This is a genomic window from Acidipropionibacterium jensenii DSM 20535, assembly GCF_000425285.1.
GTDB lineage: Bacteria > Actinomycetota > Actinomycetes > Propionibacteriales > Propionibacteriaceae > Acidipropionibacterium > Acidipropionibacterium jensenii.
Genome location: NZ_AUDD01000006.1, coordinates 1 through 23,965 on the forward strand (window position 1 = coordinate 1; position 23,965 = coordinate 23,965).

Annotated in this window: 29 protein-coding genes; 22 read left to right on the forward strand and 7 right to left on the reverse strand. The window is 68.4% G+C overall.

From position 1 onward, the window contains the following. Positions 1–354 (forward strand): integrase core domain-containing protein (locus H590_RS0104885; RefSeq protein WP_028702403.1); only part of this gene is annotated, 354 nt, incomplete at its 5' end. 189 nt (positions 355–543) lie between these two features. After that, positions 544–1,023 carry a hypothetical protein gene (locus H590_RS14960; protein ID WP_197720497.1) on the forward strand — a complete coding sequence of 160 codons (480 nt, stop codon included), beginning with the start codon at positions 544–546 and terminating at the stop codon, positions 1,021–1,023. Between the two features lie 295 nt (positions 1,024–1,318). Here H590_RS14960 and H590_RS0104895 read toward each other — a convergent pair whose 3' ends face one another. Continuing rightward, positions 1,319–3,076, reverse strand: coding sequence for an oleate hydratase (locus tag H590_RS0104895; protein WP_028702685.1), 1,758 nt, complete (start codon positions 3,074–3,076; stop codon positions 1,319–1,321). 87 nt (positions 3,077–3,163) lie between these two features. On the opposite strand from H590_RS0104895, the gene H590_RS14965 reads away from it, so the two are divergent. The 11 genes from H590_RS14965 to H590_RS14985 all read left to right on the forward strand — a co-directional run bounded on the left by H590_RS14965 (position 3,164) and on the right by H590_RS14985 (position 10,349). After that, a complete protein-coding gene (locus H590_RS14965; protein WP_197720496.1) occupies positions 3,164–3,811 on the forward strand; it encodes a TetR/AcrR family transcriptional regulator in 648 nt (215 codons plus the stop codon). Positions 3,812–4,297: 486 nt separating this feature from the next. After that, entirely contained in the window at positions 4,298–4,618 is a 321-nt protein-coding gene (locus tag H590_RS19085; RefSeq protein ID WP_028702686.1) for a HigA family addiction module antitoxin, read from the forward strand. A 281-nt stretch (positions 4,619–4,899) separates the two neighbouring features. Beyond that, positions 4,900–5,160 (forward strand): type II toxin-antitoxin system Phd/YefM family antitoxin, encoded by a 261-nt coding sequence (locus H590_RS0104910; RefSeq protein WP_028702687.1) that lies wholly within the window; start codon positions 4,900–4,902, stop codon positions 5,158–5,160. After that, complete coding sequence (locus tag H590_RS0104915) at positions 5,161–5,415, forward strand: Txe/YoeB family addiction module toxin (RefSeq protein WP_028702688.1); 255 nt, start codon at positions 5,161–5,163, stop codon at positions 5,413–5,415. It abuts the gene before it with no gap. Between the two features lie 249 nt (positions 5,416–5,664). After that, complete coding sequence (locus H590_RS0104920; RefSeq protein WP_028702689.1) at positions 5,665–6,204, forward strand: GNAT family N-acetyltransferase; 540 nt, start codon at positions 5,665–5,667, stop codon at positions 6,202–6,204. A 278-nt stretch (positions 6,205–6,482) separates the two neighbouring features. Then, a complete protein-coding gene (locus H590_RS0104925) occupies positions 6,483–6,821 on the forward strand; it encodes a hypothetical protein (protein ID WP_127843543.1) in 339 nt (112 codons plus the stop codon). A gap of 28 nt (positions 6,822–6,849) precedes the next feature. Beyond that, positions 6,850–8,745, forward strand: coding sequence for an ABC transporter ATP-binding protein (locus H590_RS14970; protein ID WP_051238191.1), 1,896 nt, complete (start codon positions 6,850–6,852; stop codon positions 8,743–8,745). Positions 8,746–8,761: 16 nt separating this feature from the next. Continuing rightward, positions 8,762–9,019, forward strand: coding sequence for a hypothetical protein (locus H590_RS18870; protein WP_197720495.1), 258 nt, complete (start codon positions 8,762–8,764; stop codon positions 9,017–9,019). A gap of 42 nt (positions 9,020–9,061) precedes the next feature. Continuing rightward, complete coding sequence (locus tag H590_RS18875; protein ID WP_197720494.1) at positions 9,062–9,361, forward strand: hypothetical protein; 300 nt, start codon at positions 9,062–9,064, stop codon at positions 9,359–9,361. A gap of 86 nt (positions 9,362–9,447) precedes the next feature. Beyond that, positions 9,448–9,825: an iron chaperone gene (locus H590_RS14980; RefSeq protein WP_051238192.1), complete on the forward strand. Its 378-nt coding sequence runs from the start codon at positions 9,448–9,450 to the stop codon at positions 9,823–9,825. Further along, a complete protein-coding gene (locus tag H590_RS14985) occupies positions 9,822–10,349 on the forward strand; it encodes a methylated-DNA--[protein]-cysteine S-methyltransferase (protein ID WP_197720493.1) in 528 nt (175 codons plus the stop codon). Before H590_RS14980 ends, H590_RS14985 begins: the two co-directional genes overlap by 4 nt. Before the next feature lie 95 nt (positions 10,350–10,444). Here the strand turns inward: H590_RS14985 and H590_RS0104950 are convergent, their stop codons facing one another. The 3 genes from H590_RS0104950 to H590_RS0104960 all read right to left on the reverse strand — a co-directional run bounded on the left by H590_RS0104950 (position 10,445) and on the right by H590_RS0104960 (position 12,754). Further along, positions 10,445–11,011, reverse strand: a complete 567-nt coding sequence (locus H590_RS0104950) for an isochorismatase family protein (RefSeq protein ID WP_028702691.1) — start codon at positions 11,009–11,011, stop codon at positions 10,445–10,447. A 285-nt stretch (positions 11,012–11,296) separates the two neighbouring features. Beyond that, positions 11,297–12,529, reverse strand: coding sequence for a sensor histidine kinase (locus H590_RS0104955; protein WP_084149283.1), 1,233 nt, complete (start codon positions 12,527–12,529; stop codon positions 11,297–11,299). Between the two features lie 45 nt (positions 12,530–12,574). Continuing rightward, a complete protein-coding gene (locus tag H590_RS0104960; RefSeq protein WP_028702693.1) occupies positions 12,575–12,754 on the reverse strand; it encodes a hypothetical protein in 180 nt (59 codons plus the stop codon). A gap of 181 nt (positions 12,755–12,935) precedes the next feature. On the opposite strand from H590_RS0104960, the gene H590_RS0104965 reads away from it, so the two are divergent. The 4 genes from H590_RS0104965 to H590_RS0104980 all read left to right on the forward strand — a co-directional run bounded on the left by H590_RS0104965 (position 12,936) and on the right by H590_RS0104980 (position 16,728). Next, positions 12,936–13,661, forward strand: a complete 726-nt coding sequence (locus H590_RS0104965; RefSeq protein ID WP_028702694.1) for a response regulator transcription factor — start codon at positions 12,936–12,938, stop codon at positions 13,659–13,661. A 77-nt stretch (positions 13,662–13,738) separates the two neighbouring features. Further along, on the forward strand, positions 13,739–15,256 hold the full coding sequence (locus H590_RS0104970) for an MFS transporter (protein ID WP_028702695.1): 1,518 nt from the start codon (positions 13,739–13,741) through the stop codon (positions 15,254–15,256). 12 nt (positions 15,257–15,268) lie between these two features. Further along, complete coding sequence (locus tag H590_RS0104975) at positions 15,269–16,123, forward strand: CHAD domain-containing protein (protein WP_028702696.1); 855 nt, start codon at positions 15,269–15,271, stop codon at positions 16,121–16,123. Between the two features lie 194 nt (positions 16,124–16,317). Next, entirely contained in the window at positions 16,318–16,728 is a 411-nt protein-coding gene (locus tag H590_RS0104980) for a hypothetical protein (RefSeq protein WP_028702697.1), read from the forward strand. 143 nt (positions 16,729–16,871) lie between these two features. On the opposite strand, the gene H590_RS0104985 is transcribed toward H590_RS0104980, so the two are convergent. Continuing rightward, on the reverse strand, positions 16,872–17,504 hold the full coding sequence (locus tag H590_RS0104985; RefSeq protein ID WP_028702698.1) for an HAD-IA family hydrolase: 633 nt from the start codon (positions 17,502–17,504) through the stop codon (positions 16,872–16,874). 97 nt (positions 17,505–17,601) lie between these two features. Between H590_RS0104985 and H590_RS0104990 the strand changes: the two genes are divergently transcribed. Together H590_RS0104990 and H590_RS0104995 are read left to right on the forward strand one after the other, a co-directional pair. Further along, complete coding sequence (locus tag H590_RS0104990) at positions 17,602–18,234, forward strand: peptidyl-tRNA hydrolase (RefSeq protein WP_028702699.1); 633 nt, start codon at positions 17,602–17,604, stop codon at positions 18,232–18,234. 27 nt (positions 18,235–18,261) lie between these two features. After that, the gene (locus H590_RS0104995) at positions 18,262–18,780 is read left to right on the forward strand and encodes a glycine cleavage system transcriptional repressor (RefSeq protein WP_028702700.1); all 519 of its coding nucleotides are present in this window, start codon (positions 18,262–18,264) and stop codon (positions 18,778–18,780) included. A gap of 58 nt (positions 18,781–18,838) precedes the next feature. Here H590_RS0104995 and H590_RS14990 read toward each other — a convergent pair whose 3' ends face one another. Beyond that, positions 18,839–19,645: a hypothetical protein gene (locus tag H590_RS14990; RefSeq protein WP_051238194.1), complete on the reverse strand. Its 807-nt coding sequence runs from the start codon at positions 19,643–19,645 to the stop codon at positions 18,839–18,841. Positions 19,646–19,730: 85 nt separating this feature from the next. Here H590_RS14990 and H590_RS0105005 point away from each other — a divergent pair, with 85 nt between their 5' ends. The 3 genes from H590_RS0105005 (at position 19,731) to tpx (ending at position 22,673) form a co-directional block, all read left to right on the forward strand. Then, entirely contained in the window at positions 19,731–20,936 is a 1,206-nt protein-coding gene (locus H590_RS0105005) for a PQQ-dependent sugar dehydrogenase (RefSeq protein ID WP_084149284.1), read from the forward strand. 68 nt (positions 20,937–21,004) lie between these two features. After that, positions 21,005–21,976: an aldo/keto reductase gene (locus H590_RS0105010; RefSeq protein ID WP_028702702.1), complete on the forward strand. Its 972-nt coding sequence runs from the start codon at positions 21,005–21,007 to the stop codon at positions 21,974–21,976. Between the two features lie 193 nt (positions 21,977–22,169). Further along, positions 22,170–22,673: a thiol peroxidase gene (tpx, locus tag H590_RS0105015; RefSeq protein WP_028702703.1), complete on the forward strand. Its 504-nt coding sequence runs from the start codon at positions 22,170–22,172 to the stop codon at positions 22,671–22,673. Between the two features lie 64 nt (positions 22,674–22,737). Here the strand turns inward: tpx and H590_RS0105020 are convergent, their stop codons facing one another. Continuing rightward, positions 22,738–23,913, reverse strand: coding sequence for a nucleotide sugar dehydrogenase (locus H590_RS0105020; protein WP_036981162.1), 1,176 nt, complete (start codon positions 23,911–23,913; stop codon positions 22,738–22,740). Positions 23,914–23,965 lie beyond the last annotated feature (52 nt).

Sequence of the window (23,965 nt, forward strand, 5' to 3'; positions counted from 1 at the left end):
TTCATGACCCGGGCTCTGACCTTCTTCGAATCCATCGGGGTCGCCGTAAAGGCCGTGATGACCGACAACGGGGCCTGCTACCGGTCCCGGGTCTTCAGCCAGGTCCTCGACGACGCCAAGATCGGTCACAAGTGGACCCGGCCGTACCGGCCTCAGACCAATGGGAAGGTCGAACGGTTCAACCGGTCCCTGGCCGCCGAGTGGGCCTACGCCCGCGACTACACCAGTGAAACTGAACGCGAAGCGGCCTACACGGAATGGTTGCATCACTACAATCACCACAGACCCCACACCGGTATCGGCGGCCAGACCCCCTCAGAACGTGTTCACAACCTCACGGGGAAGTACATCTAGCGCCGCGCGATTGCCTACCTCTTCTCGCAGGCACGCTGCTGGAATAGGTTCTACCCGCTCGTAAGGGAGCCCACTGCCGATGGGATTCGTGCCGCGTTGTCCCTTGCAGATACCTGACCGCATAACAGTCCCCTTCCCGCAACGTAGCGCTTCGCGATGCTGCTGTGCGGTCGATCGGAAGATGCCCGCATGGACGTCGCCGCCTTCGTAATCTCCTGCCTCTCACTTGTCGTTGCCGGGCTCGGCACCTGGTTGGCGAATGCTCGCGCCAAGGAAGCGCTTGAGGAGTCTCGGCGTGCGGCTGCCGATGCGTGCTGGTCCAAGCTCCAGGAGGCGGTGCAGCGCCTCGTCGGCTTCGATCCCGCAGCTGAGCCAATCAACGATCGCCTGACAAATCCTCGCATCGCGATGATGGAGCTCGTCGAAAAGCTCGGCGACGAGTGGAAAGGTCTCGATCTATGGCTCGACTCCGAGCGGACCCTCGGCGCTACCTTCGGCCGGCTAGTCATGGAGCAGGCGAGGCCGGACGACTCGATCGACCGGCGACTGAAGAGCCTGAACCTCTCATGTCCTGGGCGCAGGTGCTCGGCCAAAACCTCCGCTACCTCCGGTCAAAGGGTCATGACGGCCCGGAGCTCAGCGAGCTCACCGAGCACGTCACGAGCATGACCCTCAGCGTTCACGAGCAGCAGGGCTGGGAGCTGCCTCGTACGTCCAACCCACGGATCCGTCCGCTCGACGAGGACCTCCCACGGTCATGAAGGCGGGCTCGGGTTGATGCCCACGATGAGCAGGCGCACCAGGCCCGCGGACTCGGCATCGCCGGGCAGCGGCGGGGGCCGGCGCCAGGGCCGCCAGGCGGCGGGCAGGCGGGATTCGGAGCCGAGGGGAGCGGTGGGCGACATGGGACCAGCCCAGGCGCGCCTCGGGACCGGGCCCGAGGCGCACCCGCGGTGGGCGGGGCTCAGATGAGGCCGTGCTCCTCGAGGAGCTGGCCGATCTCCCCGTGCTCGAGCCTGCCGCGCAGGTAGCCGCGCAGCGCGGCCGGGCCGGGCATCTCCACCTTCTTGCCGTCGCGCATGCGCGACGAGGCCTCGAGCAGGTCGCGCACATCGTACGTGGAGCCCCAGGTCTCCGGCACGCCGCGCTCCACGTCGAGGAGTTCGTAGACGGCCTCCATGCCGGTGCGCACCGAGTACTCGGTCGTGAAGATCGTGTCGCGGCCGGTCTCCGCGAACTGCCCGAGGAACGCGAAGTTCGCCGCTCCCTCCGGCACGACCTGCGGCCGGTCACCCGCGCGGCGGGGCATGAAGAAGCTCGTCACGTAGGGCATCATGACCGGCACGCACCGGGCGCCGGTCGCCGCGAGCTCGGGGATCTCCTCGACGGGCACGCCCAGGTGGTAGAGCCACTCCTGGGTGATCTCCTCGCCGGTGCACTGCGCCAGTGGCTTCTTCACGTAGTCGCCGTCGACGTCGACGAACAGTCCGTAGACCCAGACGACGATCTGATCCTTCGGCTGCTTCTTGAAGTGCGGCTGGCGATTGACCGTCCAACTCAGCAGCCAGGAGGAGTCCTCGGCGGTGACGATGCCGCCGGTGACCACGCGGCCGCTGAACGGATCGCGCTGGGCGATGCGCTCGATGTAGGCGGGGATGCGCTCATCAAGCGTCGTGACGGTGGCCGATTCCCACTTCGTCTCCTCGATCGAGGAGCAGAAGACCTCCGGGCGCCCGAACGCCGTGTCCTTCTTCGCGATGCGCTTCCACAGGTCCCAGGCCGGGGCCGGGCCCTCGTTGAGGGCGGCGGGCGTGTGGTGGTCGCCGTCATCGGAGTTGTCCACGAGCGAGCCGATCGTCATGAGCGCGAGGTCGTGCGCGCCGAGCTCGATGGTCTCCTCGGCGCCGTCGCGGCGGCAGCGGATCGCGGTGGCGCGGATCTCGCCGTTGCGGTGGGCGAAGTCCACATCGAGGACCTCGGTGCCGGAGCGGAAGACGACGCCGTGCTCGGTGAGGTAGTGCATGAGCGGCAGGACGAAGGACTCGTACTGGTTGTACTTCGTGAACTTCAGCGCCGTGAAGTCGGGCAGCCCGCCGATGTGGTGGATGAAGCGGTGGAGGTAGAGCTTGAACTCGAGCGCGGAGTGCCACTCCTCGAAGGCGAACATCGTCCGCCAGTACATCCAGAACGGCGAGTCGAGGAACTCGCGGCCCATCACCTCGTCGATGCGCTTGCCCTCCATCTCGGAGCGCTCGGCGAGGAAGATCTTCAACAGGTCCTTCTGCGCCCGCTTCGGCAGGTCGAAGCGGCCCTCGTGGCCGGCGTCCTCGCCCCGGCGCACGGTGGCGCGGCGCAGCGAGTAGTTGGGGTCGTCCTTGTTGAGCCAGTAGAACTCGTCGAGCACGGAGGCGTCCTCGAGCTCCAGGGAGGGGATGGAGCGCATCATGTCCCACAGGCACTCCATGTGGTTCTCCAGCTCCCGGCCGCCGCGGATGACGAAGCCCTTCTCCGGGACGTCGAGGCCGTCGAGCGCACCGCCGGCTATCCCGCCCTTCTCGAGGATCGTGACGTTGGCGCCGGGGACCCCGGCGTCGCGGATGAGGAAGACGGCCGCCGCGAGCCCGGCCAGCCCGCTGCCGACGATGTAGGCCTTCGTCTCCTGGGCGTGCCGCGCGGGGCGGGGGCGCGCGAATGCCTCGTAGTTGCCTGCCGTGTGTTCCATGGTCCGTCCTTCCCGACGCGTGCCGGACGGCGGTCATCCGGCCTCGTAATTGAGTGTACTCAATAATGAGTCGACTACAATCGCGGTATGAGGACTCAAGATGCCATGCGGCACGGGCAAGCGGCGGCGCCGGGCAGGCGCGAGCGGGCGAAGGCGGACAAGCGCGCCCGCATCCTCGCCGCGGCGCGCGCGCTGTTCGAGGAGCGCGGGTTCGAACGGACCTCGATGAGCGAGGTCGCGCGCGCCGCGGATGTGGCGCAGGGGACCGTCTTCCAGTACGCGGCCACGAAGGCGGAGCTGCTCATGATGGTCGCCGAGGCGCTCTGGGGCGCCCACGAGCAGGCGAACACGGCCCCGCCGCGCTCCGCGCCGGCGGCGGGGGAGCCCGCGGCCCAGATCGCGGCCCTTATCTCGCCGTTCGTCGCCGCGATGCGCCGCTGGCCCGAGCCCACGACGTGGGTCGCCCGCGAGATCCTCTTCGGTGCGGATATGCCGCACCGCCAGCGGGTCCTCGGCCGCGTCGAGGGGCTCGAGGAGCAGATCGCCGCGCGCCTGCGCCACGACCGGGCCGGCGCCCCCGGCGCGGCTGCGGCAACCGGCGCCCGGCTCATCGTCACCGGGGTGCTCGCCGAGCTCAACCGCTCCCGGCGGGTGCGCATCGACGGCGAGGACGTCGATCTGGTGCTCCGCCGGCTCATCGACCTCGTGGTGGCGGGGGCGGGCGCCGCCCGGTGACCCGGAAGCCGTCCGGGCCGTTCGGGCCGCCGCTGGCACCGGCCGGCGCCGCCGCGATTGCCCACCGCGCGGCCGGCAGGCGCGTGCCCGCCACGGTCGTGTAGGGCCCCACGGTCAGGTCCTCGCCCAGCAGGGCGGGGGCGATGGCGCCATCGGAGAACTCCACTGCCGGAGATGTCGTTGTCCTCGTAGACCCCTGCTGGAGTCCATCCTCTAGCCTTGATGAGCGCCTCGGCGTTCTCCCTGTGGCGGTCCACACCCAGGCGACGGTTCTCGCGATCCTGAGAGATCCGCAGGTAGACGGCGGCCCGCCGAGGCTCAGCACTCATGGAGCCAATGGACGTCAAAGGTTATTCGGCTACGGAACGTGGTGGAGTTCCGGTTTAACGTCTAGCGTTCATGACGGTGACCGTCGTGGTCAGCACAGCATCCGCATCAACGCGCAATGGCGTCTCTGCTTCGTCTGGGGAGAGGGAGGTGCGGACAGTGTCAAACTCGTCGACTACCGCTGAGAGCGACCTGATCGAGCCGATCCATCCGGGAGAGATCCTGATGGAGGATTTCATCGAGGGCTTCGGGATCACGCAGAACAAGCTCGCGGTGTCGATTGGCATTCCGCCGCGGCGAATCAACGAGATTGTGCACGGCAAGCGTGGCATCACTGCGGACACGGCGATCCGGCTGGCGCGGTACTTCGGGACGTCCGAGGAGTTCTGGATGAACCTGCAATCGAACTACGAGTTGCGCATGGAGCGGCGTGCACTGCGGGACACCGTCGCGTCAATCACACCACTGCGGGGCGCATGAACGATTTCTCCGACTACGCGCCTGGCTTGCACTCGTCAGGTCCTGACTATCCCTCGAAACGCGTTCAGCCTAGCCGGACGATGCCGATGCGCTTGCAGCCATCTTGGCTGTGCGCACAGAACCGGTCTTCAGCGTGATCAACGCGAGGAACGGGGTCGAGTTCCGTCACCGAAAAACGTCATCGGGTATGACGTGGCGGACAGGTCCTGCGCGCCGTCGACCATCGACGCACCAGTGGTACCATAATCTCGTACCAGAGACGCACGAGGAGGATCGTGATCATGTCTATCAGTGCCAGCGAGGCGCGCAGGACGCTGTTCCCGCTCATCGAGCGCATCAATGAAGACCGCGAGGCCATCGAGATCGTCTCCCGCAAGGGCAACGCAGTGTTGATGCCCGCCGACGAGTACACGGCCTGGCAGGAGACGGCCTATCTGTTCCGCTCACCTGCGAATGCTCGGCGACTGCTCGATGCCTACGAGCGTGCCCGCGCTGGGAAGGTCGAGACGCACGCCCTCGACCGTGCGGACGAGGATGCTTGAGTGCGGCTGGTCTGGGACCCGTCTGCATGGGAGGACTACACGCACTGGCAGACCATCGATCGTCGCGTGCTGAAGCGAGTCAACACGCTCATCGACTCCTGCCTTCGTGAGCCGTTCGCTGGTATCGGGAAACCGGAGCAGTTGAAGTATGGCGCGCAGGGGGCATGGTCGCGCCGTATCACCGATGAGCACCGGCTGGTGTATCTCGTCGACGGGGATGACCTCGTGATCCTCCAGGCCCGCTACCACTACTGAGCTGAACCTGGTCAAGTGCTGCCTTGATGCGTGACGTGTGTGACTGTGGAGACTCCGACATCTCCCACTGAGAAGTGAGTCTCCCGGACCTGGCCCGGCTTGAACGGGCTGCCTCCCTCTCCGAACAGTGGGCGGGCCGCACCCTTACCGGGTAGATGCGACTAGGGCAGGCTCAGTACGGACCATACAAGGTGGAGATCGTTGACTACCACTGACAGGATCAAACCGAATCACACGGTGGGAGGTCACATGACCGGACAACAGGCGCAGATACCACTGCTTTTGCGCGAGCCGCTGCCGGGGGACGAGGTCTCTGTGCGGGCAGCTCAGGCCGAGCTCGCCGCAGAGGACTTCGACTTCATGCTCGGGAAGAAGGGGCAGTCCTGGAGCGAGTATCTGCGCGACACCGATCGGGTCCGCCGTGGCGTGGGACTCGCCGAGGGCAGAGTTCCGGCCACGATGCTCGTCGCGGTGGTCAGTGAGCAGATCGTCGGCCGTGTCCACATGCGTCATGCACTCACGCCCTCGCTGCTGCGCGAGGGCGGGCACATCGGATTTGCGGTTCGGCCCGCCTTCCGCCGTCTCGGATATGGATCGGAGATGCTGCGCCAGGGCCTGGAGATCCTCAGCGGTCTGGGTGTGGAGCGGGCGCTCGTCACCTGCGATGACGTCAACCGGGGATCGATCGGCGTCATCGAGTGCAATGGTGGCGCACTGGAGAACACCGTGACTCTCGAGAACGGACGGTGCGAGCGCCGGTACTGGATCAGCACGCACCGACGCGATTGAGCTGCTCGACATCGGGCTGATGACGACTCCTCCAGTACCCTTCGACCATGACCCAGCACCCTTTGGCCCCGGACGCGCCCGGCCAGCCGGGGCCAGGGGCCTCCCCATGGCAGCAGCCCTACCCAGGGATGGCTCCCCAATAGCCGGCCTTGCCGTACCTGGCCGCGCAGCTGCCCCAGCGGTATCCGACCCCGCGGTATCCGACCCCGCAGTATCCGACCCCGCATCCGGCGCTGCCTCTGATGGGCGCCGTGGATCTCACGATCCAGGGTTCCGTGATGACCTCGAACATGATCACCCCGACCGTGGTCATCAACGGCCACCACATCGGTGCTCACTACGGATGGCAGAGGATCACGGTGCCCGCCGGCCCGGTCCACGTGGACGCCTTCGCCCAGTGGACGCGCACCTACGGCCAGGCATCCCTGGACTTCCAGTTGGCTGCGGGTCAGTGCGTCCCGGTCTTCTACGCCGCACCCATGCACCAGTTCTCGACCGGTTCGATCGGGCATGTCAGGCAGCAGCGCAAGGGCATGGGCCCGTTTCTCATCATCATGGCCGTCCTGGCGGTCGTGCTCGCGCTTGTCGTGACTCTGAATCTTCGGGCTCTGGGTTGATCTGGGACCCGGTTCCTATCATTCGGGCATGAGCTTCCCTGGCATGGTCCGTACCGGCGGGATGCGGCGGATCGACGAGACCGCCCAGCGCGCCATCAACGCCCAGGCTCCCCGGATCGAGAACCTGCGCGGTCGGGCGATGAGCCTGTTCGCTCCTTATCGGGGCCGCATCGCGGTCACCTGCATCATCGTGGTGGTGAGTGCGGGACTGGGAGTCATCCCGCCGCTGCTGGTCAAGAGGGTCTTCGACGAGGCTCTCTTCCCACCCGGCAGTCATCCGGTGATGGGTCTGTTGGCCGGACTGGTGGCGGCGATGATCGGCTTCTACCTGCTGGCGGCCGCGCTCAACGTGTTCCAGACCTGGCTCACCGCAACGGTGGGCAACTCGGTGACCGGCGACCTGCGGGTCAGGCTCTACGAGCACCTCCAGGAGATGGAACTGGGGTTCTTCACCCATACCCGCACCGGCGTTATCCAGTCACGGCTGCAGAACGACGTCGGCGGGGTCTCCAGCGTGCTCACCTCCACCGTCACCTCGATCCTCGGCAATGCCGTCACCGTGATCGCGTCCCTGGTGGCCATGGTGCTCATCGACTGGCGCCTCACCGTGGTCGCCGTCATCCTGATGCCCGTCCTGGTCGTGGTCCAGCGCAGGGTCGGTCAGATCCGCGCCCGGATCGCCGGCCAGACCCAGGAGTCGTTGTCCGAACTCACCGCGATCACCCAGGAGACGCTGTCGGTCTCGGGGGTGCTGCTCGCCAAGTCGTTCAACCGGCAGGCCGCCGAGGCCGCCCGGTACCGGACCGAGAACCGGAACCAGGTCGGTCTGCAGGTCCGCCGTGCGATGAGCGGGCAGAGCTTCTTCGCCGTCGTCCAGGTTCTGATGGCGTCGGTGCCGGCCATCATCTATCTGCTCGCCGGATGGCTGATCATCGGCGGCTGGTCCGGTCTCACCGCCGGCGCCGTGGTGGCCTTCACCACCGTCCAGGCGAGGCTGCTGAACCCGCTGGTCGGCCTCATGCGGGTGACCCTGGAGGTCCAGACCTCCCAGGCCCTGTTCGCCCGGATCTTCGAGTACCTCGACCTGGTTCCGGCGGTCCGCGACAGGCCCGACGCCTGCCCGGTCGCCGAGGCCCCCGGACCCCGCGGGCGCATCGTCCTGGACGCCGTCACCTTCCGGTACCCCGACGCCGCCCCCGGCTCCAGGCCGACCCTCGACGATGTGAGCCTGGTCGCCGAACCGGGTCAGCACATCGCCCTGGTCGGACCCTCGGGATCGGGGAAGTCCACCATCCTCTCCCTCATCTCACGGCTCTACGAGGCCTCCGAGGGCCGTGTCGTCTACGCCGGTGCCGATGTGCGCACCCTTCAGTCGGCCTCCCTGATCGACGACATCGGGATCGTCTCCCAGGAGACCTACCTCTTCCACGCGAGCATCGCCGAGAACCTGCGCTACGCCCGGCCCGGGGCCTCCGACGAGGAGCTGATCGAGGCGTGCACCGCCGCCAACATCCACCACGTCATCGTCGGCTTCGAGCACGGCTACGACACCGTGGTGGGGGAGCGCGGGTACCGCCTCTCCGGAGGCGAGAAGCAGCGCATCGCGATCGCCCGGGTCCTGCTGAAGGATCCGCCGGTGCTCCTCCTCGACGAGGCGACGTCCTCCCTCGACACGGTCTCCGAGCACCTGGTCCAGGAGGCGATCGACGCCCTGGCCCACGGCCGCACCACGCTGACCGTTGCCCACCGGCTGTCGACTGTCGTCGACGCCGACCTGATCCACGTCATCCGGGACGGCCGCATCATCGAGAGCGGCGGCCACGCCGACCTGATGGCCCGGGGCGGGCTCTACGCCGAGCTGGCCGCCCAGCAGCTCGCCGGGGGTGTCGCCATCCGAACACCGGCGACCGGACGGACGTCGTGAAGCACACTGGACCGCGATGAACGCCGATCACGTCTGGTACGTCAGTTACGGGTCGAACATGAACGCGTCCCGGTTGGCCTGCTACCTCCAGGGTGGCCGGCCGCCCGGTGCGCGGGTCAGCTACCCCGGAGCCCGCGACCACACCCCGCCGGTCGCCGACGCCGCGGTGATGCTTCCCGGGCGGCTGTTCTTCGCCGGCACATCCTCGGTCTGGGGAGACGGGATGGGCTTCTACGACCCCGACTGCCAGGGCCCGACACCCGGTCGCGCCTAACTCATCAGCACCGAGCAGTTCGTCGACGTCGCCACCCAGGAGATGCACCGGGAACCGGGAGGCAGCAGTCCGCTGGAGGCGGTGGTGAGGGCCGGGGTGCCCGGCGGTCGCCATGTCGCGGGCCCCGGCCGCTACGAGACCCTGGTCCGGGTGGGCCAGCGGGAGGGGGTCGCGATGCTCACCTTCACCTGTCCCGAACGCGCAGCGGACGTGGTGCCCAACCAGCCCGAGCAGCGCTACCTGCGGATGCTCAGCGAGGGCCTGTCCCAGGCCCACGGCTGGAGCCCGGCGCGCTGCCGGCGGTACTTCGCCAGCTGCGGGGTCGACGACGCCGTCGCCTGAGGCCTCTCTCCGGACACCCGGGACGAAACCCTCTGCCACCTAGAGTGGTCCGGGACCGTCGCCGGCCGGACAACAGGAGGACCACGATGGCTCAGGCCAGACGCGCGAACGTCTCTGACTACTACTCGAAACTGCCCGGGGTGGCTCAGCCGCACCTGGGCGAGCTGCGACGACTGTGCCAGCAGGAGCTTCCCCGTGCCGAGGAGGTGCTCCACTGGAACACCCCGGCATTCGTCCAGGACGGCACCCGGCTGGTGATGCTGCAGTCGTTCAAGAAGCACGCCTCACTGAGGTTCCCCACCCGGTACTTCTCCACCGTGGCGGAGGACGTCGCCTCGGCGGGATTCGATGCCGGAGCCGGCTTCATCAAGCTGCCCTACGACACCGGGCTTCCGGTTGATCTGCTGAGTCGGCTCATCGCCGGGCGCCGCGACGAGTTCGAGTCCACCGGGGCGGCGTGGTGAGTGCCGGGACCGAGGCCCTCGAGGCCTCCTACCGCATCCTCCAGACCCCGATCGGAGCGCTGCTGGTGGCCTCGACCGGCCGGGGACTGGTGCGGATCGCCTTCGACAACGAGGACTTCGACGATGTGCTGGACACGCTCTCGCGGACCCTCGGCGCCGGCCTGAGTCAGAACCCGGAGCGCCTCGAGGACGCCGCCCGGCAGATCGATGAGTACCTCACCGGGGGGCGACGGACCTTCGACCTGACGGTCGACCCGACCGTCCTGGTCGGGTTCCGGGGCGCCGTGCAGGCCGATCTTCCCGCAATCGCCTATGGCACCACGGCCACCTACAGCGAGGTCGCCGCACGACTGGGCCGGCCTCGCGCGGTGCGGGCGGTCGGCAGCGCATGTGCCACCAACCCCGTGCCCCTGGTGCTGCCCTGCCACCGGGTGGTGCGCAGCGACGGTCAACTGGGCGGCTACCGCGGCGGGCTGGCGACCAAGGCCTTCCTGATCGCGCTGGAGGCCGACACGGCACGCTGAACCCACCGGGTGCGGCCGGCCCTGGTGCCGGTGTGCGTTCTGTCGGTCCTCGTCGTGTCGGTTCGCAGCCCTGCTGGTCCTCCTTCTGGCGGACCTCAGGCCTGCCACTGGATGCCGGCCCCGGCGAACTCCTGGATCACCGCCGGGACGGCGTCGGGGTGCACCGCCGCGGTCAGGGGGCCCAGAACCCGGGTGGAGAACCCCTCGTGGGCGGCATCAAGTGCGGTGGCCCGCACGCAGTAGTCGGTCGCGATGCCGCAGACGTCGACCCGGTCGATGTCGTGGTCCCGCAGCCATCGCGCCAGCGTCACCCCGTCGTCACCACCGCCGATCGTGCCCTCGAAGCCTGAGTAGGCGGCCCGGTAGGAGCCCTTGTCGAAGACGGCGTCGAACCGACTGCCCCCCAGCGCGGACTGGAACTGTTGGCCGGGAGTACCCACCACGCAGTGCGGCGGCCAGCTGTCGATGAAATCGGGATGGTCGGAGAAGTGATCGCCCGGGTCGATGTGGTGATCGCGGGTGGCGACCAGTGCGCTGTACCCGTGGTCGGACTCCAGCAGCCGGGCGACATTCGCAGCCACAGCGCTTCCGCCGTCCACCCCCAACGATCCGCCCTCGCAGAAGTCGACCTGGACGTCGACGACGATGAGTGCCGTGGCCATGAGTTCTCCCAGTCTGGTGACAACAGTCAGGAATGAACCTAGTCGGGCCGGTCAACCGGTTGGGTCGCTCAACCGGTCCCGCCGGTCGGGCGACTGCAACCCCCGGCCGAGGCTGACCGAAAGTCGGGTCCGGGACCGGCAAAGTCCGGACGAAAGTTGCTGGTCAGATGGCCTTCGAGGGAGTTGAGTGGGTGGTGTCGGGTCCCTGGCCCGACGAGGGATCTGGGGACTACGGCGTCCCGGTCGGCCAGCCGTTGGTCGACCAGGACGCGCGTGGCCGGAGCCTCAGGCCGCGAGATCCTCGGGCAGACTCAGCGTCGCGATCCAGCCATCCCTGCCGGGCGCCGGTTGGGCCGACACCGAGCAGTGCAGTTCCTCCGCCTTCTCCCGAAGACCGCGAATGCCGAGCCCTGTGGACACGTCGAGTCCGGCCCTGGCCTTCTCGATGGTGTTGCTGAGGGTGATCTGCAGGACGCCGGAGCAGGTACTCGCGCGGATCGTCACCCGGGAGCCCAGCCCGCCGTGTTTGACGGCATTGGTGACCGCCTCGCTGAGGAACCGTTCCAGCAGGAGCCGATGATCCTCCGGGGGAACCAGGGAGGCCGCGTCGGGACTGATGCTGATGGTCACCTCGTCCCCGATCGCCTCCAGATCCTGGGCCGCATCGGTGATCATCGTCTCCACGGGCTCGGCCCGGGGGGCGCCCGAGACGGGTACCGGTGATCCGATGACCGGGTCGCCCTCGCCGTCGAGCAGGCGCAGCACCCGCCTCAGTTCGTCGAGAGCCTTGCGGCTGGTGGTCTCGACGGTCTCCAGCAGGGCCGCGTCCTGATCGGGATCCTGCTGGTGGCTCGGCCGTCTGGTGCGAGCGGCCGCCAGGGCGGCGATGATCACGGTGAGCTCGTGGGCGACGTAGTCGTGCATGTCGTGGGCCAGACGCTGGCGCTCGTGCTCGGCGGCCTGTTCGGCCTGCTTCTGGATGGCGGCGATGCGTCTGTCCTGGAGACGCCGTTCGGCCCGGGACCCGAGCAGGGCGCGCAGGGCCATTCCCAGGGCCGTGCTGGCCGAGAGCAGGAAGGCACCGGTCCACAGGATCGGCACCGGGGTATGGACCCACTGGATCCACCGGATCGCGATGCCAATGGTCCCCACCACCATCACGACACCGTTGATGATGATGAACGGCAGGGTGCAGGTGGCCGTAACAGCCACACACACCAGCGGGCTGACCAAAACGGTGGGAGCGATACTCCCACTAACGATGGTGACTGGAATCGCGAGCCAGGCCAGTACAGCTCCGATCCTGGGGAACCAGCACACGATCCCCAGGGCCAGCCCACCCAGGACGACACGGAGAAGGTCCACGAAGGAGCCGTGGGATCCGAGCCTCGTCGATGCGCCGACGAGATCATCCATGTTGAACAGCAGGGCGAAACAGGACACCACGATGGCCACCGGGCGCGGCACGCGATGAGGAACTCGCCAGAATCCCTCTCGCGCAGCCGCGTCCGATGTCATGTCCTGTGATGTCCTGTCAATCAGTCTCGCCCGGCCAGCCGGGGTTCACCGGCAGTAGGCAGGCAGCCAGAAGCAGATCATGGAGGAGAGCCCCTGGGTCGAGACCGTCGAGGTTGATCCCCGATTGGAGCTGACCGGAGCGGCATTGGCCGGCAGTGCCCCGAGGCCCAGGGAGGCGCCGAGCAGGCAGGCGGCGACGATGGAGGCGAGTGAACGACGTCTCATGGCAGTTTCTCCTGTGCTGTTGAAAAAGATCGTGAAAGGGAGTTCTTCGGAACCCGTGATTCGTGGGGGCTTCCCGACCCGATGGCCCACCCGGCGCGAGTCGTTGTGAAGAAGCTAGCACCCGGAAGAAGGGATTCTCCCTCTGCCGCTCCCATCTGCACCCACCCGATACGCTGAGCGCGTGGGGAAGCTGAGAATACTTGTCGTCGACGACGATCCGGTGCTGCGTGAGGGGCTCGCTGCGCTGCTGCGGTTCGACCAGGGTCTGGACACCGAGGTGGTCGGGACTGCCCGAGACGGTCAGGAGGCTCTGGTCCGCTGCATCGCCGACCCGCCGGACGTGGTGGTGATGGACATCAGGATGCCGCGGATGAATGGCATCGAGGCCACCCGAAGAATCGTCCGGGAGCATCCCGAGATCAAGGTGCTGGCCCTCACCACCTTCACCACCCAGGAGTACGTCGCACCGATGCTCGCGGCAGGGGCGAGTGGCTACCTGGTCAAGGACAGCACCGATGAACTGGTCGGGGCGGTCCAGGCCGTTCTCACCGACGAGTTCTACATCTCCCCGAAGGTCTCCAGCGTCCTGGTGAGAATGGCGATGGATGACCAGTCCAAGACGTCGACTGCCTCTCCCGAGGCGTGCGGCGGGCCCGGACCGGACCTCGATCCGCCGACGCGTCACCGCCTGATTCTCACCGATCGTGAGGAGGAGTCGGTGCGGTGGCTGGCTCACGGATACTCCAATGCCGAGATAGCCTCCGCCATGGGGGTCTCGGTCGGGTCCATCAAGGGCTACCTCGCCAGGGCCGCTGAGAAGATGGGGGTGCGCGATCGCGTCCAACTCCTCATCCTGGCGACCCAGCTCGGCATGGTGACCCCGCGGATTGACGACGAAGGGCTGTGACCCCGAGGCGTCTCTTCGGAGACACCGCTATTCGGAGACGCCACAGGGACAGCAGCGACACGGCAGGGGAGCACATCATGGGAACCACAGATGACTCGGGAGTCGCAGCGCAACCGGGGCAGACCGGCGGCCGTCGACGCCTGGAGGTCTCCGACGTCACCGTCGTGAGGCCCGAGGTGTTGAGGAGGACACTCGCCGGGACGATCGTCGGCAACCTCATGGAGTGGTACGACATCGGGGTCTACGGCTATCTCGCCGTGATCATCGGGAGGATGTTCCTGCCCGGAGGATCCACCACCGCCCAGAACCTGTTCTCCCTGGGGGTCTTCGCCGTCACCTTCATCGCCCGGCCCCTCGGCGGGGTGGTGCTCGGCCAGTTCGGCGACCGGATGGGCCGCCAGAAGGTGCTGGCCTTCACCCTGCTCATGATGGCCTCGGCCACCTTCCTCATCGGCATCCTGCCGGACTACGCGAAGATCGGCTTCTGGGCGCCGATCCTGCTCATCGTGCTCAAGCTCCTCCAGGGGTTCTCGACCGGCGGGGAGTACGCCGGCGCCACCACCTTCCTCACCGAGTTCGCCCCCGACCGGCGCCGCGGATTCCTCGCCTCGTTGCTGGACGTGGGTTCCTACCTCGGATTCGCATCCGGAGCGGCGGTCGTCTCGATCCTCCAGCTGACACTCTCGCCCTCCTTCATGGAGGGGTGGGGATGGCGCATCCCCTTCATGCTGGCACTGCCCTTCGGCGTCGTCGCGCTGTACTTCCGCTCCCGGATCGAGGAGACCCCGGCCTTCCAGGAGGCGCAGAAACTCCAGGAGAGCGAGGCCGCGACGGGTCCCCGCTCGGTGCGTTCCCTGATCGGCGCCTTCTGGCGGGAGATCCTGGTCGCCATCACCCTGGTGGCCGCCGCCAACACCGCCGGATACGCCCTGACCAGCTACATGCCGACCTATCTCACCAGCACCCTGGGCTATGACGAGACCCACGGCAATCTGCTCACCCTGCCGGTCCTGGTCGTGATGTCGCTGTGCATCCCGCTGGCCGGTGCCCTCTCCGACCGGATCGGCCGTCGCACGGTGCTGCGGATCGCCTCGGTCGGCGGGGTGGTGCTCGCGATTCCGGCCTTCCTGCTGATGATGCACGGGGTGATCTGGTCGACCCTGCTCGGTCTGTTCGTGCTGTCGGTGCCGGTGGCCCTCTACGTCTCCAATCTGGCCTCCTGCCTGCCCGCACTGTTCCCCACCTCCTCGCGCTACGGCGGGATGGGAATCTCCTACAACGTGGCGGCGGCACTGTTCTCGGGAACCGCCCCGTTCATCATGGAGGCCCTGGTGGCGATCACCGGCGAGCCGCTGGCGCCCGCCTTCTGGGTGATCCTCACCTCGATCGCCGGATTCATCGCGATCTTCTTCTTGCCGGAGTCGGCGCGCCGTCCGCTGCCGGCCGCGATGCCGGCCGTCTCCACCCCGGCCGAGGCCCAGGCCCTGGTCGACGGACAGGACGACAACCCCGACCTGGACGTCGACGAGCTGTTCCGGCGGTTCGACGAGGAGAGAGACGTCACCACATCCGGATCGGCCTCCGGGTCGCGCTGAGGCCGGTCGACGATGTCACGAGTCTCCAGAGCCAGGGTCGCCGCGAGCGTCGAGCGGTACTGGGCCGACCAGGTCGAGCTCATGAGATCCCTGCCCGACGACCTCGCGCAGCGCCAGGCCGACGCCGTCCACGATCTGCGCGCGGCCGGACGCCGACTGCGCGCCACCATCCGGATCTACCGCCCGCTGCTGCACCAGAAGCAGGCGGTCCGGCTGCTCGACGAGCTCAGTCACTACAACGACGTCCTCGGGCGGGCACGCGACGCCGAGGTCGCCACCCAGCACGTCGCCGAGGTGCTGGACGCCGTCCCGGAGGGATCGGAGCTGGCCGGCGCCCGGGATCTGATCGATCGGCTCCGCCAGGAGCAGGAGCGCACCGCGAGGACGGCCGAGGAGATGGTCCACTCGCCGGCCGCGACCGCGCTGGTCGATGCCCTTGCGACGTTCTGCACCGACCCGTGGCGCAAGTCGGTGGGACGCGGCGGACGGGGACCCGGCCGGTCGCGGATCCTCAAGCGGGTGGCCTGGGCCGAGAGCCGGGCGATGGCCGTCTGGGAGCAGTTGGACGGAGCAGGACTGGTGAGCCCGACGCTGGCTCCCACCCGGCACCGGCTGCGACGCCGGATCAAGGCAGCCCGCTACGCCCACGAGTCCCTCACAGACACCGTGAAGGGCGCTGCCCAGCGCGCCGAGGCCTTCGCCCGGGCCTCCGACGTCCTGGGACAGATGCAGGACGCCGTGGTCCTCGAGGGAGTGCTGGCAGCCGACGGCGGGGAGGCCGCCAGGACGGTCCTGGCGGTGCTGCGGGAGCGCAGTGAGCAGGCCGCCGGGCAGGCGACCGCGATCATCGGCGAGGCGCTGTCGTGATCTGCCGCTTCCCGGTCCCGCCGGCAGGTCGAGCACGTCTCACCGGCAGGTCGAGCCGGGCTGCCGCGGATCCCCGGATGTGGCACCATTGGCGGTGCGCTCGCACAGGGCGGGTTTGCGGCCTTCACGGCTCCAGCGCAGGAGGGGTCCACGTGACACAGACTGAACTCGATACTGCGGCGGAGTGATCGGCAGTGTCCCAGTACGCCCCCAATGATGTGCTCTCCCAGCTGGTAGGCGACCGGTTGCGGGCCCTCGAGATTGCGGCCGGCGAACCCCTGCGGCTGGTGTTCAGCAAGCCCGGACGGTCCACCGACCGGGTCCTCAGCAGTCGCGCGTGGCCGAGCATCGAGCGCTCCGGCGGTACCTGGCGCGACGGCGACACCGGATACACGGATCTGCTGCGCCAGCTCATCGGGGCCGAGGTCACCGGCACCCGGGAGCAGAGTCGCAAGGGCCTGCGCATCGACCTCACCCGCGGGCACCTCATCATCAGTCCGAGACGGGCCGACCCCTCGCGGGAGATCGCGCTGCTGTCCGGCTTCGAGGACGGGCGCTGGATGGCCTGGTGGCCCGGCGACTACGCATTCGAGGATCTCGTCTGAGACACCGGTCAAGGATCTCGGCCGTGACTCGTGTCGAGGAGCTCGACGGGGTGATCGGGCTCGCAGGCGCCGACCACCGTTCACTCACGCGATCCCCATTCGCTCACTGATCCCGTACCCTCAGCCGATCATCTCCCGTACCCTCAGCCGATCATCGCCAGCAGATCGGTGAGGGCCGAGATCACGACGCTGCCCTCCGGAAGCCGCGGGACCGGCGTCTCCTCCCCGTCGGGAACCAGCAGGGCGCCGGCCAACCCGGCCGCCGCCGCGGCCTCGACGTCGATCGGCCGGTCGCCGACGCACAGCACCTGGTGCGCAACCAGATGATGGCGTCTCATCAGGAGCAGGTTCATCGCCGGACTGGGCTTGCGCGGAAAGCCGTCGGGGGCGCACACCATGTCGTCGGGTCGCAGCCCCAGGGCGTCGAGCAGCGCCTGGGCGCTCGTCCGGTCACGGTGGGTCGCCACCAGGTTGAGCCCGCCGGCGGCATGGACCGCGGCCATCACCTCCACCGCACCGTCCATCACGGGAGCGGGATGGATTGCCCACCGGTGCTTGAGCGCGCTGTAGGCCTCGTCGAGCCGGGAGCGGTCGACGCCGTGGCGGGTGGCCAGCACATCAATGGCGTGGGCGATCGACTCCGCTCTGAGCAGGGACACCCGGTGGATCTGCTCCGCTGCCGGGTGCGGCCCCCAGACGGCCTCCGCCAGGGCGCGGTCCACCTCCGGATAGGTGTCGATGAGGGTTCCACCCATGTCCCAGATGATCGTGTTCATCACCGACCAGTGTGGCAGAGCGGCGGTGGTGGCGTCCTGCCAGGCACGGGTAGCCTCGGCGGACGTGATGGACGAGGATGAACCCGATCCGTGGGCGATGCAGCTGGTCGTGATGCGCGACCGGCACCTGCCGGCCCGTCAGGTCGACGTCTGCGAGGCGGCGGCCAGAGCCGTGGTCACCCTGCTGGACGACCCCCGCGCGGCCGAGGGCGGACCCTGGTTCCAGGCCGTCCGGCACTGGAACGACGACCGGATCCGCAAACTCGTCCGCCGCGCGGACGGCAAGCGGTGGACCGACGTCCAGGGACTCGACGGGGTCACCGTCGAACAGGCCGGGGTCGAGGGGTTTGGTCCCGCCGCCGTGCGCGCCTTCCCGCCCGCCCCGGTTCATCCGCTGCCCAAGATGCTGGACAAGCTGCAGGTCTCCGGCACACATTTTCCCGACGAGGGGACCAGCGCCACCGTCGGCGCCGTCGTGACGATCGAGATCAACCCCGCGCTGGAGATGACCACCGGAAAGATCGCCGCCCAGTGCGGGCACGCCGCCCAGATCGCCCTCCAGACGATGCCTGATGCCGTCCGGGAGGTCTGGCGCGCCGACCGGTTCAGGGTCCGGGTGGTCACCGCCACCGAGCCTCAGTGGCGGGACGCCGGCCGCCCGGTCTCGATCGTCGACGCCGGGTTCACCGAGTTGGACGGACCGACAGAGACCACCCGCGCCCGGTGGTGAGAACGGCGCCTCCGGTAGCATCTGGGCATGGCACAGCTTCTCCTCACTGCAGTCGGCGAAGATCGTCCAGGAATCGTCTCATCGGTGGCCGCCGAGGTCGCTCAGCACGGCGGGAACTGGCTGGAGAGCCGGATGGCTCTACTGGCCGGGGCATTCGCCGGAATCGTGCTCGTCGACATCCCCGATGACCGGGTCGACGAGTTGCGCACCGGCCTGGCAGGCCTGGCGGGGGAGGGCCTGGATGTCACCGTCACCCCGACCCGGCCGATCGTGCACCCCGACCAGGCCATCCTGTCGGTGCGTCTGATCGGCCATGACCGGCCCGGCATCGTCAGCCAGGTTACCGGGGCGCTGGCCGGGTTGGGAGCCACCATCGACGATCTGGACACCGGGGTGCGCGACGCCCCGATGGGTGACGGGGTGCTGTTCGAGGCCTCGGCGAAGGTCAGGCTCACCACCGCCACCACCGTCGACGACCTGCGGGCCGCCCTGGAGGCGATCGCCTCGGAGCTGATGGTCGACATCGACATGGTCGAGGCGGACTGACCAGATCCCAGGGACTCAACCGGCCCGGACCCCAACCGGCGGCCCGGACCTCCTGTCGTCAGGGCCTCGACCCGCGCCAGGTGTGGGTGCTCTCGGCCTCCTCCAGCTGATCCCTGAAGCGGCGGCGGAAGCCGGGGGAGCCGGCGCGATCGTCGTCGCGCTCCCGGACCATCCGGGTGCGGGCGTCCACCAGCACGCAGTTGCTGCAGATGTAGTTCATCGGGAGCTGCCAGATGAGGCAGCAGGAGGACCGGACGAAGGGACCACGGGGAGTCCCCGAACCCACCAGGTCCGGTGTGGTCAGCAGATCCGCACGCAGTTTCGCGGCGCGCCCGGACAGGTCGGGGCGTGCCGCCGCGATCACCCCGCAGGCACCGGCCACCGCGGCGGCGACGTCGCCGATGAGGACCTTGCGGGACAGCCCGAAGACCTGTGCGATCACCGACACCAGGGGAAGGACCAGACCGTCCAGCGCCGCTGCCGGATCGGCGTCGACCGGTGCGCGGGTGGTGGCCAGCGGGATCAGCCCCCGCTCGACCCGTCGCAGCCAGGTGGTCTGCGGATCGGGAGCCAGCGTCGCCGCGTCCAGCACGGCCGCTCCCAGCACCGGGGAGATCAACCGGGAGAACAACCCCAGGGCCATAGTGGAAGCCACGGCCCGGATCTGACGGGGCGAGGTGCCCACCCCGCCGATCGCCAGCCGGGTGTTCTCGACCCTCTCCCGCAGCACCGGCGGCGCGGACATCGCCGACAGCGGTATCCAGTCACCGGGCCCCCGATGATCCACGAGTTCGAACCCCGGCCCGAAGACGTCGGCGGCGAAGGATCGGGTCGCACCTTCGCCGGCCGCACGCTGCTCGCTCATCGTGGCTCCTTCCGGGAGGGATCGCTGCGAAGAGGCACACCGGAGGGACAGCGGATCCACAGCCGAGGCCCGGTACACTGCCTGAATGGTAGGCCGCCGCACCGTCATCGCAGCGATTCCCCTTCTTCTTCTGGGAGCCTGCACCAGACCCTCCACCAGCACCTCCACGGTGTCGCCGACACCCTCGGACCCCGCCACCTCCGAGGCGCCCCCGCCATCGTCGACCAGCTCCTCGGGCTCGCCCTCTGCCTCGGCCGGTGGTTCGAGCGCATCGGCGCCCCCTGCGAAGGGCTCCGCGTCGGTGGTCCGCACCCTGGCGACCGGACTCAACGTGCCATGGGGAATGGCCCGGCTGCCCGGCGGTGATGTCCTCGTCACCTCCCGGGACACCGCCGCCATCACCCGCGTCGCGGTCAGGAACGGTGCGACAACCGCCCTGGGCACCGTCTCGGAGTCGGTGAGCAACAAGAACGCCGGCGGAGAGGGCGGACTGCTCGGGATCGCCGTCTCCCCGCGGTTCGCCTCCGACCGGCAGATCTTCATCTACCACTCCACCGACTCCGATAACCGGATCGCCCGGCTGAGCTACGACGAGTCCGCCGCCCCCGGACGCCAGCTGTCGGGCTACACCGCCGTGCTGACCGGGATCCCCCACTCGAGCAACCACAACGGCGGCGGGCTGGCCTTCGGCCCCGACGGCTCCCTGTTCGCCAGCACCGGCGACGCCTACCAGCCGGCCCACTCCCAGGACCGCGGCAACCTGGCCGGCAAGATCCTCAGGATCACCCCGCAGGGCCGCCCCGCCTCCGGCAACCCGTTCGGCGGGTCACCGGTGTGGACGATGGGTCACCGCAACGTCCAGGGCCTGGGATGGGACTGGGCCGGCAGGATGTGGGCCTCGGAGTTCGGCGAGAACAAGGCCGATGAGCTCAACCTCATCCAGAAGGGCCACAACTACGGCTGGCCGGTCGTCGAGGGTCGGGGAGGAGACGCCCGCTTCACCGATCCGGTCGCCCAGTGGGGGACCGACGTGGACTCCCCGAGCGGCATCGCCGTCGCCGGCGGGTCGGTGTGGATGGCGGCTCTGCGTGGACAGCGGCTGTGGCGCATCCCGCTGGACGGCACCCGCCCGGTGGCCGCCCCGCAGAGTTTCCTGGACGGCGCGCACGGCCGGCTGCGAAGCGTCCTGGCCCTGGACGACCAGACCCTGCTGGTGGGCACCAGCAACACCGACGGCCGAGGCGACCCGCGGTCCGGCGACGACCGTCTGCTGGAGCTTCGGATCAGCTGATCTGGGGCGGTGCGATATCAATGAGGCATATCAATGATGTCGACACGTCAACCACTTCAGGAGTGCACATGGTTCATCTCGCCGGAAAGACACTGGACGTCCGCCCCCTGGCCCTGGGTGGAAACACCTTCGGCTGGACCAGCGATGAGAAGGAGTCGTTCGCGGTCCTCGACGCCTTCGTCGCCGCCGGCGGCGCCCTCATCGACACCGCAGACGGGTACTCGGCCTGGGCGCCGGGCAACCAGGGTGGCGAGTCGGAGACGATCATCGGCCACTGGCTGAGGGCCAGAGGTAGTCGCGACAAGGTGATCATCGCCACCAAGGTCGCCACCCACCCCCAGTTCAAGGGCCTGGCGCCGAGCACGATCGCCGCCGCTGCCGACGCCTCGCTGGCACGACTGGGCACCGACCACATCGATCTGTACTACGCCCACTTCGACGACCCCTCCCAGACCGTGCTGGACATGGCGACCGCCTTCGACCAGCTCGTGCGGCAGGGCAAGATCGGCCACATCGGGCTGTCGAACTTCTCGGTGGCCCGGGAGCGCGGGTGGTTCGAGGTCGCCGAGCGCGAGGGACTCGCCCTTCCGGTCGCCCTGCAGCCTCAGTACAACCTGCTCCACCGCGGGGATGTGGAGGGCGGCGACGGCTACGGCGCCCTGGCGGCCGAGAAGAACCTGGCGCTCTTCCCCTACTTCTCCCTGGCCTCCGGGTTCCTCTCCGGCAAGTACACCAGCGTCAAGGACCTCAGCGGTGCCGCGCGCGGCGCGATGATCTCCGACTACCTGTCCGACGAGACCGCCACCCGGGCCGCCTTCGAGGTCATCGACGTGGAGCGGCAGATCGCGGCCGGCCACCATGCCGAGGTGACCAGCGTCTCGCTGGCCTGGCTGCTGTCGAAGGGAGTCACCGCCCCGATCGCCTCCGCCCGAGTGCCCGGTCAGCTCTCCGCCCTGTTCGCGGGGACCGAGCTGACCCTCGCCGATGACGAGGCCGCGGCTCTGGACAGGGCCTCCTCTCCCTTCGTGGGTCGCCCCTGACGCCGACGGCGGCCCGCTCGGGGCTGTGCGGTGACTGTCGGGACGGTGTGGTGACTGTCGGGACGGTGTGGTGACTGTCGGGACGGTGTGGTGACTGTCGGGACGGCGTGGTGACTGTCGGGGCCGGGTGCCGGGTGTTCGTCTGCGGCGCAAGGCGTTGCGGCCCGACAGCGGAGTCACAAGAATGGGGATCATGGCCGAAACTAAGTTCCAGGGAAATCCCATTCACACCATCGGACAGCTGCCCGAAGTGGGGTCGGTGATCCCCGCGTTCACCCTCGTCGGATCCGATCTCAGCGACGTCACCAGTGACTCGCTGAAGGGCACCAGGCTCATCCTCAACATCTTCCCGAGCCTGGACACCGGCACCTGCGCCACCAGCGTCCGGGTCTTCAACAAGAAGGCCGCTGAGGTTCCCGACGCCACCGTGCTGTGCATCTCCGACGACCTGCCCTTCGCCCAGGCGCGGTTCTGCGGCGCCGAGGGGATCGACAACGTCACCACCGCATCGGGATTCCGCTCCTCCTTCGGCAATGACTTCGGGGTCACGATGACCGACGGCCCGCTGAGGGGCCTGCTGGCCCGCTCGGTGGTCGTCGTCGACGGTTCCGGCACCGTCCTCTACACCCAGCTGGTCTCCGAGATCGCCAAGGAGCCCGACTACGAGGCGGCCCTGGCGGCTGCCAAGAAGGCCTGAACCGGGTCCTCGCCCCGCTGTCGGTCTGCCGGGACCCGGTTCGCGGTCCCGGGGGGTCGAGCGATCAGTCGCTGCCGAAGAGGTCCCTGGTGTAGACCTTCTCGGCGACGTCGGTCAGCTCCGGGGTGATCCGGTTGGCGACGATGAGGTCGCAGTCGCGCTTGAAGGCGTCCAGGTCGTGGGTGACGGTCGACCGGTAGAAGTCCGTGCCCTCGAAGGTGGGCTCGTAGACCACCACCTCGATCCCCTTGGCCTTGATCCGTTTCATGACTCCCTGGATCGACGACGACCGGTAGTTGTCGGAGCCGGCCTTCATCACCAGTCGGTAGATCCCGACCCGCTTGGGGTCCCGGGAGACGATGTCGGCTGCGACCCAGTCCTTGCGGACCGTGTTGGAGTCCACGATCGCACCGATCAGAGTCTGCGGGACGTCCTGGTAGTTGGCCAGCAGCTGGCGGGTGTCCTTGGGCAGGCAGTAGCCGCCGTAGCCGAAGGAGGGGTTGTTGTAGTGGTCGCCGATCCGGGGATCCAGGCACACCCCGTCGATGATCTGGCGGGTGTCCAGTCCGCGCTTGGCCGAGTAGGTGTCCAGTTCGTTGAAGAAGGAGACCCGCATCGCCAGGTAGGTGTTGGCGAACAGCTTGGTGGCCTCGGCCTCGGTGGAACCGGTGAGCAGCACCGGGACGTCGGTGTCGGCGGCTCCCTCCAGGAGCATGTCGGCGAACTTGCGGGCCCGCTCGTCATGGCCGCCGACGATGATCCGCGAGGGATGCAGATTGTCGGTCAGGGCCTTGCCCTCGCGGAGGAACTCCGGGGAGAAGATGATGTGCAGGCCCGGGTGCTCGGCACGGGTCTGCTCGGTGAACCCGACGGGGACGGTCGATTTGACGACGACGGTGGCCTGCGGGGCCAGCTCCTCCACCTGCTTGATGACGGCGTTGACCGAGGAGGTGTCGAAGTAGTTGGCCTGGGGGTCGTAGTTGGTGGGGGTGGCGATCACCACGTAGTCGGCGCCGGGATAGGCCTGGTCGGCCGCAACGGTGGCGCGCAGGTCGAGGTCCCGGTCGCCCAGGAACTCCTGGATCTGGGGGTCGACGATGGTGGTGTGGCCGGCATTGACCAGATCCACCCGCTCGGCGTCGATGTCGACCGCCACCACCTCATTGTGCTGGGCCAGCAGGACGGCCATCGCCATCCCGACGTAACCGAGTCCGGCAACCGCGATTCTCGTCTTCACCATGTACTCCCCTGGGGATGGTTTGTGCGCCCCGTTGATGTCGGGCGAAAGTCTA

Bases quoted from the DNA above. Each gene is read 5' to 3' on its own strand.
- H590_RS14960 (WP_197720497.1), top strand. From the start codon at position 544: ATGGACGTCGCCGCCTTCGTAATCTCCTGCCTCTCACTTGTCGTTGCC.
- H590_RS0104895 (WP_028702685.1), bottom strand. From the start codon at position 3,076: ATGGAACACACGGCAGGCAACTACGAGGCATTCGCGCGCCCCCGCCCC.
- H590_RS14965 (WP_197720496.1), top strand. From the start codon at position 3,164: ATGAGGACTCAAGATGCCATGCGGCACGGGCAAGCGGCGGCGCCGGGC.
- H590_RS0104910 (WP_028702687.1), top strand. From the start codon at position 4,900: ATGTCTATCAGTGCCAGCGAGGCGCGCAGGACGCTGTTCCCGCTCATC.
- H590_RS0104920 (WP_028702689.1), top strand. From the start codon at position 5,665: ATGACCGGACAACAGGCGCAGATACCACTGCTTTTGCGCGAGCCGCTG.
- H590_RS0104925 (WP_127843543.1), top strand. From the start codon at position 6,483: ATGACCTCGAACATGATCACCCCGACCGTGGTCATCAACGGCCACCAC.
- H590_RS14970 (WP_051238191.1), top strand. From the start codon at position 6,850: ATGAGCTTCCCTGGCATGGTCCGTACCGGCGGGATGCGGCGGATCGAC.
- H590_RS18870 (WP_197720495.1), top strand. From the start codon at position 8,762: ATGAACGCCGATCACGTCTGGTACGTCAGTTACGGGTCGAACATGAAC.
- H590_RS18875 (WP_197720494.1), top strand. From the start codon at position 9,062: ATGCACCGGGAACCGGGAGGCAGCAGTCCGCTGGAGGCGGTGGTGAGG.
- H590_RS14980 (WP_051238192.1), top strand. From the start codon at position 9,448: ATGGCTCAGGCCAGACGCGCGAACGTCTCTGACTACTACTCGAAACTG.
- H590_RS0104950 (WP_028702691.1), bottom strand. From the start codon at position 11,011: ATGGCCACGGCACTCATCGTCGTCGACGTCCAGGTCGACTTCTGCGAG.
- H590_RS0104955 (WP_084149283.1), bottom strand. From the start codon at position 12,529: ATGACATCGGACGCGGCTGCGCGAGAGGGATTCTGGCGAGTTCCTCAT.
- H590_RS0104960 (WP_028702693.1), bottom strand. From the start codon at position 12,754: ATGAGACGTCGTTCACTCGCCTCCATCGTCGCCGCCTGCCTGCTCGGC.
- H590_RS0104970 (WP_028702695.1), top strand. From the start codon at position 13,739: ATGGGAACCACAGATGACTCGGGAGTCGCAGCGCAACCGGGGCAGACC.
- H590_RS0104975 (WP_028702696.1), top strand. From the start codon at position 15,269: ATGTCACGAGTCTCCAGAGCCAGGGTCGCCGCGAGCGTCGAGCGGTAC.
- H590_RS0104985 (WP_028702698.1), bottom strand. From the start codon at position 17,504: ATGAACACGATCATCTGGGACATGGGTGGAACCCTCATCGACACCTAT.
- H590_RS0104990 (WP_028702699.1), top strand. From the start codon at position 17,602: ATGCAGCTGGTCGTGATGCGCGACCGGCACCTGCCGGCCCGTCAGGTC.
- H590_RS0104995 (WP_028702700.1), top strand. From the start codon at position 18,262: ATGGCACAGCTTCTCCTCACTGCAGTCGGCGAAGATCGTCCAGGAATC.
- H590_RS14990 (WP_051238194.1), bottom strand. From the start codon at position 19,645: ATGAGCGAGCAGCGTGCGGCCGGCGAAGGTGCGACCCGATCCTTCGCC.
- H590_RS0105005 (WP_084149284.1), top strand. From the start codon at position 19,731: ATGGTAGGCCGCCGCACCGTCATCGCAGCGATTCCCCTTCTTCTTCTG.
- H590_RS0105010 (WP_028702702.1), top strand. From the start codon at position 21,005: ATGGTTCATCTCGCCGGAAAGACACTGGACGTCCGCCCCCTGGCCCTG.
- tpx (WP_028702703.1), top strand. From the start codon at position 22,170: ATGGCCGAAACTAAGTTCCAGGGAAATCCCATTCACACCATCGGACAG.
- H590_RS0105020 (WP_036981162.1), bottom strand. From the start codon at position 23,913: ATGGTGAAGACGAGAATCGCGGTTGCCGGACTCGGTTACGTCGGGATG.